The sequence below is a fragment of the Kitasatospora sp. NPDC056273 genome (genome assembly GCF_042268845.1).
Taxonomy (GTDB): Bacteria; Actinomycetota; Actinomycetes; order Streptomycetales; family Streptomycetaceae; genus Kitasatospora.
Genome location: NZ_JBHJSJ010000022.1, coordinates 59,315 through 75,361, shown reverse-complemented (window position 1 = coordinate 75,361; position 16,047 = coordinate 59,315). Strand labels below are relative to the sequence as shown.

11 protein-coding genes are annotated in these 16,047 nt (G+C 73.9%); 3 read left to right on the top strand and 8 right to left on the bottom strand.

The annotated features are described in order from the left end of the window. The first annotated feature begins 63 nt into the window (after nt 1–63). Nucleotides 64–1,770 (top strand): ABC-F family ATP-binding cassette domain-containing protein, encoded by a 1,707-nt coding sequence (locus tag ACFCY1_RS20965; RefSeq protein ID WP_375875569.1) that lies wholly within the window; start codon nt 64–66, stop codon nt 1,768–1,770. Continuing rightward, nucleotides 1,767–2,330: a CGNR zinc finger domain-containing protein gene (locus tag ACFCY1_RS20960; RefSeq protein WP_375875533.1), complete on the top strand. Its 564-nt coding sequence runs from the start codon at nt 1,767–1,769 to the stop codon at nt 2,328–2,330. The genes ACFCY1_RS20965 and ACFCY1_RS20960 overlap by 4 nt, the downstream gene beginning before the upstream one ends. Nucleotides 2,331–2,414: 84 nt before the next feature. Here the strand turns inward: ACFCY1_RS20960 and ACFCY1_RS20955 are convergent, their stop codons facing one another. The 5 genes from ACFCY1_RS20955 to rpe form a co-directional block, all read right to left on the bottom strand. After that, nucleotides 2,415–3,929, bottom strand: coding sequence for a hypothetical protein (locus ACFCY1_RS20955; RefSeq protein ID WP_375875532.1), 1,515 nt, complete (start codon nt 3,927–3,929; stop codon nt 2,415–2,417). After that, nucleotides 3,926–9,862, bottom strand: a complete 5,937-nt coding sequence (locus ACFCY1_RS20950) for a hypothetical protein (protein ID WP_375875531.1) — start codon at nt 9,860–9,862, stop codon at nt 3,926–3,928. The genes ACFCY1_RS20955 and ACFCY1_RS20950 overlap by 4 nt, the downstream gene beginning before the upstream one ends. A gap of 259 nt (nt 9,863–10,121) precedes the next feature. Continuing rightward, nucleotides 10,122–10,733: a hypothetical protein gene (locus tag ACFCY1_RS20945; RefSeq protein WP_375875530.1), complete on the bottom strand. Its 612-nt coding sequence runs from the start codon at nt 10,731–10,733 to the stop codon at nt 10,122–10,124. 178 nt (nt 10,734–10,911) lie between these two features. Continuing rightward, nucleotides 10,912–11,871, bottom strand: coding sequence for a pirin family protein (locus ACFCY1_RS20940; RefSeq protein WP_375875529.1), 960 nt, complete (start codon nt 11,869–11,871; stop codon nt 10,912–10,914). 171 nt (nt 11,872–12,042) lie between these two features. Further along, complete coding sequence (gene rpe / locus ACFCY1_RS20935; protein WP_049649291.1) at nt 12,043–12,726, bottom strand: ribulose-phosphate 3-epimerase; 684 nt, start codon at nt 12,724–12,726, stop codon at nt 12,043–12,045. Nucleotides 12,727–13,018: 292 nt separating this feature from the next. Here rpe and ACFCY1_RS20930 point away from each other — a divergent pair, with 292 nt between their 5' ends. After that, nucleotides 13,019–13,870 carry a hypothetical protein gene (locus tag ACFCY1_RS20930; protein WP_049649292.1) on the top strand — a complete coding sequence of 284 codons (852 nt, stop codon included), beginning with the start codon at nt 13,019–13,021 and terminating at the stop codon, nt 13,868–13,870. Between the two features lie 97 nt (nt 13,871–13,967). Here the strand turns inward: ACFCY1_RS20930 and ACFCY1_RS20925 are convergent, their stop codons facing one another. The 3 genes from ACFCY1_RS20925 to ACFCY1_RS20915 all read right to left on the bottom strand — a co-directional run bounded on the left by ACFCY1_RS20925 (nt 13,968) and on the right by ACFCY1_RS20915 (nt 15,996). Beyond that, entirely contained in the window at nt 13,968–14,642 is a 675-nt protein-coding gene (locus tag ACFCY1_RS20925; protein ID WP_375875528.1) for a C39 family peptidase, read from the bottom strand. A 61-nt stretch (nt 14,643–14,703) separates the two neighbouring features. Beyond that, nucleotides 14,704–15,249 (bottom strand): DUF4188 domain-containing protein, encoded by a 546-nt coding sequence (locus ACFCY1_RS20920; protein WP_375875527.1) that lies wholly within the window; start codon nt 15,247–15,249, stop codon nt 14,704–14,706. 87 nt (nt 15,250–15,336) lie between these two features. Next, entirely contained in the window at nt 15,337–15,996 is a 660-nt protein-coding gene (locus ACFCY1_RS20915; protein ID WP_375875526.1) for a TetR/AcrR family transcriptional regulator, read from the bottom strand. Nucleotides 15,997–16,047: the final 51 nt, after the last annotated feature.

Genomic DNA, 16,047 nt, shown 5'->3' with positions numbered 1-16,047 from the left:
CGCCCGAGGCTCGGTGCCCGGGCGGGCCCACCCCCTCACGTCGGAAGGCTTCCCGTGTTCCCCCTGTCTCAGAACGCCCTGCTCGCCCATGACCTCGTCCGCGTCCTCGGCGGTCGTCGCGTCCTCGACGGCGTCGGCCTGACCGCCGCCCCCGGCCACCGGATCGGCCTGATCGGGGAGAACGGCGCCGGCAAGTCCACCCTGCTGCGGGTGCTCGCCGGCGTGGACGAACCCGACGCGGGAAGCGTCTCCCGCCCCGATGACCTCGGCTTCCTGCACCAGGAGATGCCCTTCGACCCCGCCGCGACCGTCGCCGCCGTCCTGGACGACGCGCTGCGCGAGGCCCGCGAGGACCTGGTGGAACTGGACCGGCTCGGCGCGGAGATCGCCCGGCTCCCGGAGTCCGACCCCGGCCACCCGGAACTCCTGGACGCCTACGGCAGGCGGCTGGAACAGGCCCGGTACCGGGAGTCCTGGGACGCCGACCGCCGTGCCGCCCTGGTCCTCGACGGGCTGGGCCTCGGCGCACCGGCCCTCGGCCCGCTCGGGCACGACCGCACGCTCGGCTCGCTGTCCGGCGGGCAGCGCGGCCGGCTGGCCCTCGCGGCGCTGCTGGTCCGACGGCCGTCCGCGCTGCTGCTGGACGAGCCGACCAACCACCTCGACGACGGCGCCGCCGCCTTCCTGGAGGAGCAGGTCCGCGCACTGCCCGGCACCGTGGTCGTCGCCGCCCACGACCGGGCGTTCCTCGACGCCGTCTGCACCCACCTGGTCGACCTCGACCCGGCGGTGGACGGACCGGTCCGCTACGGCGGCAACTACAGCGCCTACCTGGGCGAGCGGCGCGCCGAGCGGGACCGCTGGGAGCGGCGATTCGCCGAGGAGCAGCAGGAGTTGACGCAGCTGCGCCACGCGGCCGGCGTGACCGCGCACCTGGTCGCACCGGACCGGGGGCCGCGTGACAACGAGAAGATGGGCTACGGCCACCGGGCCGGCCGGGTGCAGAACCAGGTCTCCCGACGGGTGCGCAACGCCGCCCGCCGACTGGAGGAGCTGGAGCGCGCGCAGGTCCCCGAACCGCCGCGCCCGCTGCGGTTCGCCGTCGAATCCCTGGCGGCGGACGCCCACGCGCCGTCCGACACCGGCGAGGGCCTCCGGCCCCTGGTGTCGCTCCGGGACCTCCGGGTGCCCGGCCGACTCGTACTGGACGGCCTGGACGTCGCCCCGGACGACCGTCTGCTGGTCACGGGCGGCAACGGGACGGGCAAGTCGACGCTGCTCGCCGTACTCGCCGGCCACCTCACGGCCGAGGGCACGGTGCACCGGCACCCCGGACTGACGGTCGGACTGCTCACCCAGGACACCCAGTTCGACCGGCCCGACCGCACCGTCCGCGACACCTACGAGCAGGCGCTGGGCGCGGCGCGCGCCGAGCGGGTGCCGCTGGGACCGCTCGGCCTGCTGCACGCGGCGGACCTGGACAAGCCCGTCGGCCGGCTGTCCGTCGGGCAGCGCCGCCGGCTCGCACTGGCGCTCCTGGTGGCCGAACCGCCCCGGCTGCTGCTGCTCGACGAACCCACCAACCACCTCTCCCCGCGCCTCTGCGACGAACTGGAGGAGGCCTTCGGCACCGGTCCCGGCGCGATCGTCCTCGCGAGCCACGACCGCTGGCTGCGCCGACGCTGGCAGGGCCGCGAGCTGCGGCTCGACCCGGCGGGCGCCACCCGTCATTGCCCCCCGACACAGTCACCTGCCAGCATGGTGATGTGAACCTTGACCATGTCTTCGTCTGCGGGCACCCCGCCCTGGACTTCGCCGCTACGCTCCGTGCACGGCGCACGGTCCGGTTCGAGATGTTCGTGACGCCGGAGCGCCTGAACGCCTGGTACCTGGACTGCGGCCTGGTGGACACGATCACGCCCGGTGACGACCAGGACGTCCGCGAGGCGACCACCGTCCGCGAGGCCGTCTACCGGCTGATCACCAACCGCCGACTCGGCGAGGCCTTCGACCGCGAGGCACTCGCCGTACTCAACGGCGCCGCGCGCAAACCGCCCGTGACACCGCAGCTCACCCTGACCGGACGGCACAACGAGGCGACCCCCGAACAGGCGCTGGCAACCGTCGCGCGCCAGGCGGTCGAACTCCTCAGCGGCCCGGACGTCCCCCTGCTGAAGGAGTGCGGCAACCCGGAGTGCACCCGGGTCTACATCGACCGCTCCCGGGGCATGCGCCGCCAGTGGTGCGGCATGGACTCCTGCGGCAACAAGATCAAGGCCGCCGCCTACCGCGCCCGGAAGAAGACCCCGTCCGCCACGACCGCCCGATAGCCCCCTCCGGCCACGGCCCCGCAGCGCGGGCCCGTGGCCGTTCGGCGTCGCACGCGCCGACTGGGCTGTCCGACAGCGCGGGTGTCAGGGGCCGGAGAGCGCGTCCAGCAGGTCGTGGAGCAGGGCATCGGCTATCGGCGTGCGATGGGCGAGCTTGTTGCGTGCCAGCCGGAGCGTGCGCAGCCGACCGAACTGGTCGTCGGTCAGGGTGATGTCCCGGTGCACCGCCGCGTCGTAGAGCTCACCGAGTTCCATGGACGCCGGATCCGCCGACGATCCGTTGGCGTCGCGCAGGGACCGCCGGACGTAGGTGTCGACGAGCCGGGTGACACCGCGTACCGCTATGCGCGGAAGCAGCTCGACGAAGCCGACGCGGGCGTCGTCGATGAGGGGCAGCAGGACGCGGTTCTGGGCCTGCCAGACCAGCTTGTCGAGCTCCGTGCCACCGGATCCCCCCGCACCGGAGCGGGGGCTGTGCCGGATCTGCCCCTCCCAGCTGTCGACCGACCCGGCCGACCACGCCTCGCGCAGGCCGTTCTCGGGGAGCGGCGCGTACGCCGCTCCGGGCGTGCTCCGGCCCTGGGAGCCCGGCCCGACGGTGCCATCCCCGGGGCAGCACTCGCCCAGGGCGGAAGCCAGCTCCCCGGTCCTGCCGCTCCAGACCCTGGCCAGCTCCACCGCCAGTCCCAGATCGGGCCCGGCCGTCTGGACCACGGTTTCGCGGCGCAGGGCGTGCCGGATGAGCTTGGTCGGCGTCATGCGGTCGTGGGCCTGCCCGGAGCCCGCGTGCGGAATCGCCTCGGCGACCACGGTGGCGGTGTCGAGGTGGTTCCACACCCCCCACCACCAGTGCGCTCTGGACACCGTTCCGTCGAGGAGCACCGTGGTGTCCGGCTCCAGGTCCTGGAGCCGGGAGGCCACCAGCAGCCGCGGACGATCGCTCGGCCTGAGGCCGGCCTCCTTCACGGCGGCCTGGAACCGGCGCAGCAGCCGGGAGACCCCGTGCGGGTCCGCCTCGGTCCAGGCCCGGACGACGAGCACGGGCGCCCGGCCGTCCGCGTCGCCGACCAGCTCGGTGACCAGGTCCCCGTCCAGGCCGAGGCTGCGGGCCAGGCGCGCGGCGACGTCGGTGCCCGGGCCGTCCGGACCGTCCGGGAACCGGGAGTCGACGGCCGGTGCGGGCGGCAGGCCCTCGGACGCCCGGAGACCCCCACCGCCGAAGATCCCGAACGGGTCCCAGTCCCCGAAGCCGTCGTCGACGTCGAACGTGTCCTCGGGGTGCTCCCCGGTGTGGTGGGCGGCCGACCCACCCCCGCCGCCGGGCGGCTCCCAGGGCACCCGCGGCTCCGGCGGGGCCGCGGCCGGGCGCGGCCCCGTCTCCTTGCCGGGAACGTCCACGACGTCGTCCAGGCCGTGGACCACCTCCTCCACGGCCCGGTCCGCGCGCTCCGACTCCACCTCGGCGTCCGGGAACAGCCAGACGCAGGTCAGCCCGGCGCGCAGGTCGGCGAGCACCCCGGCGCAGTGGCGCCGCGCGCCCGGCAGGTACCGGACCGCCTCCGGGGACAGCCCGCCGACCGGATCGACGAGCTCGGTCACACCGACCCGCCCTGCGCGCCCGCCACGGCCTTGAGCGCGCGGAAGGTGACGCTGTCGACGGTGAGGACCTCGCCGTCGTCGTCCAGGACCCCGAGCGCCTCCAGATCCGCCAGCAGCGCCTCGGCCTCGTCCAGGTCGTCGTCGAGCACCACCGCCAGGTCCTGCGGGACGGCGTGGGCCCTGCCCTGTCGGTGCTCCTCCGGGCTGAACATGTCGGCCCAGCCGGCCATCTGCTCGACCCGGCGGTCGGAGAGGCCGACCCGCCGCAGGTGGCTCCGGGCGAAATCGGGGTCGTCCGTCAGGGCCCGCGTCGCGTCGAAGAGCCGCTCCCGGGGAGCGCCCTGGAGGTACTGGGCGATGGCCCGCTCGACGAAGGCGGGCCAGCCGCCGGTCACCTCGATCAGGTTGCGGCGCTCCTCGACCGAGACGAACGGCTGCTCCGGCCAGGCCCGCAGGCTGGTCGCGTTCCAGCGCTGCGGCTGCGCCCGGGACACCTCCGGGAAGTCGGGACCGAGCGCGGTCAACGGGTCGACGACGGCCAGCGCGCGCCGGCGCGGAATCTCCTTGCCCTCCTCCTCCGCCGCCGAGGCGTACTTGGCGAGCCGCTCGACGGCGGCCCGCACGTCCGCCGCGGGCACACCCCGCAGGTCGACGAAGATCAGGTGCGGCGAGCGCTCCCGGGCCCACCTGGTGACGGTCTGGGTCAGCTCCGCGGGTGCCGCGGACACGACCTGGCACTCCCTCCCGACGTGCTGCTCCGCCGCCTTGGCCAGGGAGTCGGCACCGAGCGCCGCCGAGGCCGTGATCACCGCGGCGCGCCGGGACAGCGCGTCATGCCACTGCTCGTCGGTCAGCGGGCTCATCCGCATGACCCGTCCGCTGTCGACGCCGATGGACCGGCGGGCGACGCGCGGGTTGTAGTCGTACTTCTGGGTGAACTCGCTGGTGCGCAGCTCCGCTTCGAGCTCGTCGCGGGTGCCGAGCATGTTGACGAGGTTCGGGCTGCGCATGACGAAGCTGTTGCTCCGACCCGGGAGCGGGAGCACCAGCCCGAGGCCCTCCATCTCCACCAGGTCGGTGCGGACCTCGTCCACGCCGTTCTGCTCCGGGAACCCGTCCGGCCACACCCGGTGCGCCTCCTCCTGCAGCTCCTGGGGCGTGTAGCCGCGGGCGTAGCCGTCCGTGAGGGTGAGGCTGCGCAGGGCCAGGATCAGCGTCAGGACCCGGTACCGGTCCTCCAGGTCGATGGTCAGGCGGAGCCGGTCGCGGATCTTGTCCCGGATGCCTCCCTTCGCGACGACCTTCTGCACGTCGGCGTTGGTGATCCGGGGGCGCCCGCCCTCGGTGGAGAGGGCTCGGCCCTGCATCTCCTCGACCAGTCCCTCGCAGACGATCTGGACGAGGTTGGCCTGGTTGTTGGTCAGCGCCAGGATGCTCCAGACCAGATCCGGGTTCTCGAAGAACAGCCCGGCCGCGGCCAGCGGTTCGACGACCAGGTCGATCGCGGCCTTCGCGCGCAGCGGCCCGACCAGGACCGGCTCGCCGCCGTGACCGGTGATGGAGTTGGTGAGCCGGTTGTAGCGCTGCACCTGGTGCAGGCCCGCGAACACGATCTTGAAGCGGCGCTCGGTGTCGGCCATCAGCTTCATCAGGCCGGTGAGGGTCCGGAAGGTCGACTGCGCCCCCGCCGTCTCGACCGGCCGGGCGTCCGCGTTGAGGAACGCGTCCGCCTCGTCGGCGAGGAAGAGGATGCGGCGCTCCTCGCTCTCGTTCAGCCACTGCTGGATCTGGTCGCCGATGGCGGTGGCGCTGGCGTGCTCCGAGACGCTGCGGTCGAGCACCCCGGCGGCCTTCAACTGCTGGGCCAGCACGCTCCAGATCTCCTGCGGGAGCCGGCTGAGCCCGATCTCGGCGAACCGCAGGTCGGTGTAGACCGCGACCTGGTTGCCGCCGTGCCCCGCCCGGAAGCTCTCGGCCACCTGCCGGAGCAGCGAGGACTTGCCCAACTGCCGCCCGCCGTAGAGGAAGAGGCCGCCCTCACGGGCCATGATCGTGCGCTTCTCGTCGTCGCGGCCCTTGAACACCTCGGCGGCGACCTGGCCGGCCTGGAACGGCTCGTACGGTCGGTACGCGGCCCACGGCAGCGTCACCCGCTGCACCGCGCGGAAGGAGCGGGCCTCACCGGCGGCGATCCAGCCGAACACGGCCGGGTCGACGACGATCGCCTGCTGCGGCTTCTGGTGGGAGGCCTGGGCGAGGCGCCGGCGCCCGCTGATGCCGAGCGGCTGCAGGTAGAGGATGATGTTGGCGCCGAGCGCGGACTCGGGCAGGTGGCGCAGCAGGGCGTCGGGGCCGAGCTCCTCGGTGCCGACGATGAGGACCCGGTAACTGCCCTTGGCCCGGGAGCCGATCCGGGACACGTAGCCCGGGACGTTGTCGCTTATCTCCGCGGTGACCGAGAGCGTCATCACCTGCCAGTCCTTGCGGTCCTGGTCGACCAGCCGGACCGGGGCCTTGACGCTCAGGCCGAGCATCCGCAGCACGCTGGGGACGTGCTTCTGGAAGGAGTTGCGGCGCTCGTTCAGCCGCCCGAGCGACTCCCAGGCCTCCAGGGCGCCGGTGACCGCGTCGGTCTCCGCCTGACCGGAGCGCCCGCGCGCGTAGTGGTCGAACCACCACCGCGCGTCGACTCCGGTGCTGCTGGCCCTGGGCGACTCCGGGTGGCGCACGCCCTCCAGGAAGGCCGCCAGCTCGGTGCCGGTCTCCGCGACCTGCTCCGGGATGCGGTCGCCCTTGCGGGCGAAGGAGAGCAGCTCCTCCGCGGTGGCGACGTCGCCGCGGTCGATCAGGGCGCTGATCCGGGCGAGGTCCGCCCCGTCGAGGTTCAGGTCGACCAGTTGCTCGCGCAGCTGGTCCGTCTTCTCCGACACCCGTTCGTCCAGCAGGGCGACGACGTCCCGCACCCGCTCCAGCAGATGACGGAACCGCAGGCTCCGGTCCGAGGTCTTGAGGTCGAGGAGCCGGGCCGCCAGATGGCTCTCCTGCTCGGGGGTGAGCAGGTTCTGCAGCCGGACGTGCGCGAAGAGGTCGTCGGCCTTGCGCAGGGCCGTCTCGGCCCTGAGGCGCCACTGGGCCTCGGCGTCACCGAGCCGGCGCCGCCACGCGTCCGGCTGGTTCACCTCGGGTGCGGGGAGGGCGCCCAGCCGACCCGCTCCCGCGAGGTCGAGGAGCCGCGCGGCGATGTGCAGGTCACCGCGGTCGAGGTGGGCGCCGAACGCCTTCCCGGGGTCGGCCGGCTTCAGGACCTCCAGCAGGGCGTCCAGGACGTCCGGTGCGGCGAGGTCCGGCGTGTCCTGGCCGTCGGCCGCCGCGGTCCAGGCCAGGCGCGGCAGGACCAGCAGCGCGTCGGTGCCGGGCAGACCGGGCAGGGCCCGTGAGGCGCCCCGGGAGACTCCGTCGCCGATCCAGTCGAGCAGCAGCCGGACCGCTTCGCCGCCGGGGCCCGGCAGCAGGGCCGACTTCCCCGCCGCCCGGAGCGCGACGAGCAGTTCGCTCCCGAGTCGCCGGTTGTCGCCGCGCGGCGGCATCTCGGCGACCTGCACCGCCTCGCGCAGCAGCGTCGTCACCTCCCCGATCCGTCCCCGCAGTTGGTCCAGGGCGGTGGCGATGATCTTGGTCTTCCGCTGGTTGGGCGAACTGACCCGGCGCGTCGTCTCCTTGATGATCCGATCGATCGCGTCGGCCTCCCCGTAGGTGCCCTCCAGGTCCTGACGAAGCTGCTCCGAGGTGGCGCCGCCCACCGACCACGCCACGATCAGGTTGAGGGTGTGCCCGAGCTCCGCGTCGTCCTTGAGCAGGGTCTGGAGCACCCGGGACGCGAGCTGGTACGCCGTCTTGCTGGTCCCCAGACGGGCCCTGAGGGCCTCCGCCCGATCGCGCAGGTCCGCCGGATCGACGGTGTCGTCCTGCCCGAGCCGGACCTCGTCGCCCGGCTGGACGGAGACCCCCCGGCGGATCTCCAGCGCCAGCGTCCGGAAGAGCTCGTTCCAGACCTCGGGCAGGCCGGGGAGCTGTGCGAAGTCGTTGACGATCGGCAGTGCCCAGCCGGCCTGCAGTCCGCTGCGCACCGCGGCGGCCAGGGCGATGAGGTAGCCGTCCCGGTCCTCGGCGGTCGGCAGCGCCTTGTCCTCGACGCCGACCTGCAGGGCTATCGCCGCCTGCTGCCCCGGGGCCAGCCCGAACGCCGACGTGGCGAAGGCCAGGGACTGGCACCGCTCCTGGCGCTCCCGGGCGGCCCGGGTCAGCCAGTACGCCTCGGCCAACCTGCCCTCGGCCACCATCTGCTCGACCGGGGAGGGACAGTCGCCGGTCCGCGTCCAGACGTCGGTGGTCGGTTCGACGGCCACCGGTGCCTCGACCACCTTGGCGGTCTTCGGCTCGGCCTCGGCCGACGCCTGCTTCGGGATGCCGATCGGGCGGACGACGCGCGGTTCCGCCAACGGCCTTGACGGACTCGGCAGTTGGCTGGTTCCAACGGTGGCGGCGGCAGTGGCAGTGGCGGCGGGCCTGGGGCGGCCGCCCGGCTCGTCCGCCGTCCGCGGAGCCGCGGCCGGGCCCACCGGCGTGAGGGTCGCACCGACCGGCGCCGGCTCGGGCCCGGTCGCGCTGCCGCCCGCCGCGGGCTCCGCCCGTACGGCTTCCGGGCCTTCCCGCTCCTCCTCGGGGACCGGCGTGTCGAGGGTGTCGGCGAACTGCCCGGGCCCGTCGAAGACGGCGTCCGGCGCCTGTGCGTCGACCTCGACCGCGGCGGGGACCGCACCCGCATCTGCCGACGCGGGCGGTTCCCCGCCGGCGGCACCGCCGGTCACGGCCGGCTCGACGGACTCCTCCGGGCGGGTGGCGTCGGCCGGAGGGGTGGCGTCGGCCGGACGGGTCCCGAGCTGCGGTCCACCGAGCGACCGCAGCTCCTGGAGCCGGGCGTCGATGGCGTCGACCTCCACCTGCAGCGCGGTCCGCACACCCGGATAGGCCACCGCGCCCAGCATGGCGACGAGCCTCTCGCGCTCCACCAGGGCCGTCGCGATCTCCTCCCCGACCTTGGCCGAGCGGACGTCCGCCAGGATCCGGTCGAGGTCATCGTGGGTCTGCGCGACCGCCCACTGGACGTCGCCACCGAGTCCCAGCGCCAACTCGGCGGTGGCGGCCCGCAGACCGAACCAGGCGTCCACGGCCGCGGACAGGTCGGCGTCCCGCCGCCCCACTCCTCTGCGGACGTCCACCGCCAGGCCCTCCAGCCGCTCGGCCAGCGCCTCGCCTTCCCCGCGCAGGCGCTGCGCAGCGGACTCAAGCTGCTCCGCCAGGTCGCCGGACACCACGTTCCCCCTGTCTGCGGCTTCGGGCCGCGTGCTGTGCGGGTCGCCGTACCGGGCCTCCTCCGAGGCCGCGCCGGGCGCGGTCGTCTCCGCCTTGCTCGCACGGCGGCCGCGTTTCGGCTCGGGCCAGTCCGCCGATGTCACAGCGGCCTCCCACAGGGTGTCCCAATGCTCCAGGACACGGCCGCGTTCGGGCGTGTCCTCATCGGACAGCGGATACCAGTGGAGGGCGAGGCAGGCGAGCGACGGCGGCAGGCTCGTCAACGCCGACCTCAGGCGCTCGGCGTCCGCGTCCCGTAAGCCCTGCTTCGCAAAGCCGTGTTGACGAGCCATCTTGTCGGCGACCCCGCGCCCGACGTCGGCTATGTGGAGGAGCAGATCCGCGGGGGCCTTGGCGACCCAGGAGCGCATACCCGCGGCACTCGCACGGACCTGTCCGGTCGGTTCACCCTTGTAACCGAAGGGTTGGCCGTGCACGACGGCGAGGAAGGCGAGCAGATGCTGAACGGCGTCCGGCGGCTGGCTGGAGAGCCAACGGCGGAGCTCGGGAGCTGGCGGCACGCCGCACATCCTCACACGGCCCCTGCCCCGCCCGCAGGGGAATCGGGCAGTACAGCGGTATCTCCCGGCTTTCAAACATCAGGATTGCCAGGCGGTCGCGCAGGCGAAGGAGCTCATGCCCGGCCTGGACCCCGCCACCGGCCGACGCACCACCCGCGTGGTCGGGCGGCCTCGTCCCCCGCCCGCATCCCCGGGCCGACAGGAGCCCTGACCGGGACACTGCGGAGCGTCACCGCAACTCCACTGGAACCCCGTGACGTTACGGCGTCCTACCGTCGGGGGGTCCGTAGTTGGCGGTCAGGGCCGCCGCGAAGGCGTCCGGGATGCCATGGAGCCAAAAGGCCATCGAGACATACGACTCCAGTGCGCCCGACACCTCGAGGAAGGGTCCGAACCGCTCGCGCCATTCGTTCCGCGTGGCCGCATCCGGAAAACCCCGGAAAACCGCGACCTCGGGATCCCTCTCGCCCCAGCACCCCCACCGTCCGGAAGGGCCGGTCACCGCGATGACATTGGCGGAAACCGCGATCGACTCCGCGAAATCATCGTCCGACGTGAAGCCGATCCTCTCCCAGTAGTCGTCCATGCCCGCGTCGACGGACAGCGACACCGCCGGGTACGTCCCACACTCCGGAAGGTAGAACTCGTCGGCACCGGGCTTGAGAACCAGCAGGTCGATGCGGTCGTCGCCGTGCCACCGGGCCATCGCGCAGAGCGCCGGCCAGAACTCCCGGGTGAGGACCGCGTCGAACTCGCAGAACAGCGAATCCCCCGCGTCCTCCCGGAAAACCTGGCCGGGCAGTCTGGCGTCGAGGTCGAAGACGGACGCGCTGCGGGAGCGGACATCGAGGTAGGCGTCGCGATCGACCATGACCGAGTCATCCGTTGCCGCCATTCGTCCCCCACCCTGATCCTGATATCCACGTTCTTGGATTCCGCATTGTAGTAGTCGGCCGACGGAAATCAGGCTGCCCGCACCCCCCAGCCGACGCCGTCCCCGTCGGTTCCGGCCGCGAACGGCGCCCTCGCCGACCACGTGGACCGCCGGGTCAGCGCTCGCGGCCGCGGGCCTTGAGGGGGACGGTGGGGAGTTCCGGGGCGGGGAGGCGGGCGCCGGCGTAGCCGTGGACCTCGCCGAAGCGGGTGCCGGCCATCCAGTCGGTGCGGGCCTGGGCGATGTCGTCGGTGGTGCGGCCGATGAAGTTCCACCACATGACGATCTTCTCGTCGAAGGGCTCGCCGCCGAGGAGGAGGACGGCGGCGTCGCCGTCGGCGCGGAGGGGGAGGTCGGGGCGGCCGCAGCCGAGGTAGAGCATGGAGCCGGGCTCGACCGGGACGCCGTCGACGTCGACGCGGCCGGACATGGCGAGGACGGCGTACTCGAAGTCGGGGACGAGCGGGAGGCGGAGGTCCGCGCCGCCGGTGAGAGCGAGGTCGGCGCCGACCAGCGGGGTGTGGGTGGCGCCGGGCGAGGTGGCGGTGTCGAGGGTGCCGAGGATGACGGTGGCGCGCAGGCCCGGGGCGGTGACCACGGGCAGGTCGGGGTGGTGCTCGAAGGCGGGGGCGAGGTGGAGGCCGGCCTCCGGGAGGGCGACCCAGAGCTGGGCGCCGTGCAGGTGGCGGGCGTGCGGGCGGGGGGACTCCTCGGAGTGGGAGATCGCCCGGCCGGAGGTCATCAGGCCCAGCTCGTACGGCCGGACGGTCTGGAGGCTGCCCAGGCTGTCGCGGTGCAGCACCTCGCCCTGATGGAGCCAGCTGACCGTCTGGAGGCCCATGTGCGGGTGCGGCGGGACCTGCATGCCGGGCTCGTCGGCGATGTCGTCGGGGCCGTAGTGGTCCACGAAGCACCAGGCTCCGACCATCCGGCGGCCGAGGTTGGGCAGCAGGCGGCGGACCACCGTGCCTGCGCCAAGCGGGAACTGACGGGCCGTCAGCAGGTCCTTCGCCGGGCCGGTGCCGGCCTCGCGGCCGCAGCTGGTCGGGGCCGGCTTGAGGTCGAGGTTGCTCATCGCGGTTCCACCACCGTACGGAGAGGGGCCGGGCGGGGTCCTCGGCTCCTCGGAGGACACCGTCACCGATCATCCGCCACGGTGCGGGGTTCCTCCACCCGTGCCCGGCCATCCGGCGGCGCCGACGGCCCGGCGCACCAGTAGGCCGCCGGGCCGCCGCCCCCGGGGCGCTCAGTGCCCGCAGGCCCACCAGGCGTCGGCCGCCGCCTTCTCGGCGAGCCCCCGCAGGTTGCGGACCGCCTCGGCCGGGTCCTCGGCCCCGTACACCGCCGAGCCGGCCACGAACACGTCCGCGCCCGCCTCCGAGCAGCGTTCGATCGTGCTGGCCGCGACGCCGCCGTCCACCTGGAGCCACAGCTCCAGGTCGTGCTTGGCGATCAGCTCCCGGGTGCGGCGGATCTTCGGCAGCATGATGTCCAGGAAGGCCTGGCCGCCGAAGCCGGGCTCGACGGTCATGATCAGCACCATGTCGAGCTCGGGCAGCAGGTCCTCGTACGGCTCGATCGGGGTGCCGGGCTTGAGCGCCATCGAGGCGCGGGCGCCCTTGGCGCGGATCTCGCGGGCGAGGCGGACGGGCGCGGCGGCGGCCTCGACGTGGAAGGTGACCGAGCCGGCGCCGGCCTCGACGTACTGCGGGGCCCAGCGGTCCGGGTCCTCGATCATCAGGTGGAGGTCGAGCGGGATGTCGGTGGCGCGGGCGAGCGACTCGACCACCGGGACGCCGAGGGTGAGGTTGGGCACGAAGTGGTTGTCCATGACGTCCACGTGCAGCCAGTCGGAACCCCGGACGGCCTCGGCCTCGTCGGCGAGCCGGGCGAAGTCCGCGGACAGGATGCTGGGGTTGATCTGGGCCATGACCGACTACCTTCGTACGAGGGCTTGCGAGGGCTCGGCGCCCCCGGAGCGGGCACCTCATCCCATCATCCCGTGCCGCACCGCCGCCGACCGCACGGCGTCGCCTCCGCGTGACCGTCATCACACCCCCTCGGGGGTTACCGGGGCCTTCCCCGTGGTCATCAGCCCTTGTACGGTCCACGCACCTGCCAGGTGAACGGTCCACGCTCCTGCCGCGGCTCCCGCCGGGCCGTCGTCCCGACCAGCCGAGCGCCCCGGCCCGCCCGGGGCTCCGTCCGAGGAAGGTCCCTCGATGACCGATCTCGTCCACCCCGCCCGCGCGTTGTGGTGGCTCTTCGAGCCGGTGCACGCCGTCACCTACTTCCTGCCCGAGGGCCGATCCGCCTTCGAGGAGGCCGGTCTGCACGGCCGCCTGCACGGCTACTTCGCCACCCGCGCGGCCCCGCTCGGCGCGGTGGACGCCCCGCCGGTCACCGCCGCGTTCTTCAACTTCGCTCCGGCGATGGTCGAGCGGGCCCTGCCGGAGGTGTGGAACCACGCGAGCCCGGAGGAGGCGCTGGCCGTTCGGCTGAAGGCCTCGGCGACGATCCTGGGCCGGCTGCTGGAGCACGTGGACAAGAACCAGGTGGAGCTGGTCGCCGAGACCCTGGAGCAGGCCGCCACCCGGCTGGACTGCGCCGGCCGGGTGCTGGCCGCCGCCAACGCCGCGCTCCCCCGCCCGAGCGGCCTCTACGAGCGGCTCTGGCAGGCCGCCACCGTGATGCGCGAGCACCGCGGCGACGGCCACGTGGCCGCCCTGGTGGCGGCCGGGCTGGACGGCTGCGAGGCGCTGGTGGTCCGCTGCGCGATGGACATGCGGCGCGAGATGATCCAGCCGCTGCGCGGGTGGACGGACGCCGAGTGGGAGGCGGCCGCCGAGCGCCTGGTCGAGCGCGGCTGGCTGACCGCCGAGGGGACGGTCACCGAGCTCGGCCGGATCCGCCACCAGACCCTGGAGGCCGCCACCGACCTGGCCGCCGCCCGGGTCTGGGACGACTACCCGCGCGCCGAACTCGACCGGCTGGCGGCGGCGTTGAAGCCGATCTCGGCGCTCTGTCGCAGCGAGCTGCCGATCAACCCGATGGGGCTGCCGGACAACCAGTGACGGCCGGCCCGCCCGGTCCGCGCCGTCGGGGCGAGGGCGCAGCCACGGCCAGTCCGCGACCCCAGGGCGAGGACAACGCCAGGGCCAGTCCGCGCCTTCAGGACGAGAGCGCCCCGGGCGGGCCGAGCACGATCGCCCGCCCGGCGTAGAACCGCCCGAACGACCGCCACGGCACGCGCGCGAAGGCCTGCGACTCCCCCGGGAACCCGGAGGGGTTGTGGACCAGCAGCGCCGTGTCCGTGGCGCCCACCGCCAGCACCAGGTGCCCGCCGCGCCGGACCGGCTCCGGCCCGTACGGCTCCCGGATCGACGGGTGCACCGAGAGCATCACCAGCCGGCCGCCGACCACCTCGGCCGACACCTCCTCGGGCGTCAACTCCCGGGCCCGCGCGGCCAGTCCCCAGCGCCGCTCGACGTACCCGGCGAACGGCGCGTGGATCAGTCCGCGCAGGCCGTCGCCGTCCCGCAGGTACGCGCCGGCCGCCAGGCACTCCTCCGCGAGCGCCATCGCCGCCGGGTTCACACCCCACCAGTGCGCCAGTGCCATCCGCAGGCAGGCCACCCCGCACAGCCGCCAGGACCACCACGCGTACTCCTCCGCGCTGGCCGCTCCGGACTGCCCCCAGCGCGGGTCGGCGGACGCGTCCAGCCGCCCGTCGACGATCTCCCGCACCAGCTCCTCCGACTCCCACTGCGCGCGGTACGGCACCTCGTGCACCACCCGTACCGGCCGCGCCGGCGCCTCCGGCCGCGCGTCGCCCCGATCCACCATCCCCCGACGCTCTCACGGCGCGGCGGCCGGGCGGCTCACGACACTCCCTGCGCGGCCGTACTCAGGCGCCGGTCCCCGGCTCGGCCGGCTCCACCCCACCGGACTCCGGCTCCCGGTAGGCCAGCCGCTGCGACGCCCGCCGGCCGCGCGCCTCCAGCGGCAGCGAGCCGGTGGCACCGGCCAGGCCGAACGGCGGCATGTCGAAGTAGATCGCCTCGTACCCGCCCTGCGGCACGATGTACGTCTCGTGCCAGAGCCCGACGTGGCCGCGCGCCTTGCCCTGCCGCAGCTTGCGGTTGACGATGCCCCACACGGTGTGGTGGAAGCCGTCCGGCGCGCTCGCGTAGCCGTACAGCTTCTCCTTCGACTCCCAGTACTGGACGACGTAGTAGGTGCGCGGCGAGGCGGTCAGCAGGATGCGGCCGCGCAGGCCGCGCTCGGGGGCGCGGCCCAGCTCGTACAGCATCCGGAGCATCGAGAACATCACCGGGCCCCAGTGGTGCACGGCCCAGAAGCGGTTGATCCGCATGCCGATCAGCAGCACCACGGTGTCGCCGGTGGCGGCGGCCGTGGTGTAGCCCGGCTGCGGCTTGGCGAACAAGGACATCTCTGCCTCCCGTGCCCGTGCCGATGTAATCGGTGATTACATCAGCGCGGAATGGCCCGGTCAAGGCCCGTCCAGCGCACAATTCGGTTACGGCGAAGGGTGGTTGGCGATCCCCTGGCCGAAGGTGTCCATCACCTGGCAGGCCAGCTCCTCCGCCGCCGCGGCCGGCAGGTAGCCGTCCAGGATCATCTGCGCCAGCCCGTACACCAGCGCCTGCCCGGCCAGCCCGACCAGCGCCGGATCCCCGGGGCGCAGCAGGCCCGCCTCCTGGTCCGCGACGATCAGGTCCGTGAACACCCGGTCGATGCCGTCCAGCCGCTCGCTCAGCTCCGGGTCCCGCGCGGCGGCGAACACCCGCGAGCGCACCAGCTCGAACCGCCGCGGATGGCGCAGCACGTACCGGACGACCCCCAGCCCGATCGCCCGCATCACCGACCTGCCGTCCGGCCCCGCGGCCGCCACCTGGGCCTCCTGCCAGCGTACGAAGTCCGCCAGCACCCGGTCCGCCAGCGCGGTCAACAGCGCCTGCCGGTCGGCGAAGTGACGGAACGGCGCCCCCGCCGACACCCCGGCCCGGCGCGCCACCTCCCGCACGCTGACCTTCTCCTGCCCCTGCTCGTCCAGCACCTCGAACGCCGCCGCCACCAACGCCTCCGGCAACGCCCCGTGGTGGTACGCCCCCCGGCCCCCGCCCCGCTTCCGCGCCCGCTCCCGCTCCCGCTCCCGTTCCTGCTCCCGCTCCTTCATGCCTGCCTTGCTACCACAGCCGCGCCCCCGGCCAGGCCGTCTCCCACGGCC

Coding starts and splice junctions, on each gene's coding strand:
- ACFCY1_RS20945 (WP_375875530.1), bottom strand. CDS start 10,733: ATGGTCGATCGCGACGCCTACCTCGATGTCCGCTCCCGCAGCGCGTCC.
- ACFCY1_RS20940 (WP_375875529.1), bottom strand. CDS start 11,871: ATGAGCAACCTCGACCTCAAGCCGGCCCCGACCAGCTGCGGCCGCGAG.
- rpe (WP_049649291.1), bottom strand. CDS start 12,726: ATGGCCCAGATCAACCCCAGCATCCTGTCCGCGGACTTCGCCCGGCTC.
- ACFCY1_RS20930 (WP_049649292.1), top strand. CDS start 13,019: ATGACCGATCTCGTCCACCCCGCCCGCGCGTTGTGGTGGCTCTTCGAG.
- ACFCY1_RS20925 (WP_375875528.1), bottom strand. CDS start 14,642: ATGGTGGATCGGGGCGACGCGCGGCCGGAGGCGCCGGCGCGGCCGGTA.
- ACFCY1_RS20920 (WP_375875527.1), bottom strand. CDS start 15,249: ATGTCCTTGTTCGCCAAGCCGCAGCCGGGCTACACCACGGCCGCCGCC.
- ACFCY1_RS20915 (WP_375875526.1), bottom strand. CDS start 15,996: ATGAAGGAGCGGGAGCAGGAACGGGAGCGGGAGCGGGAGCGGGCGCGG.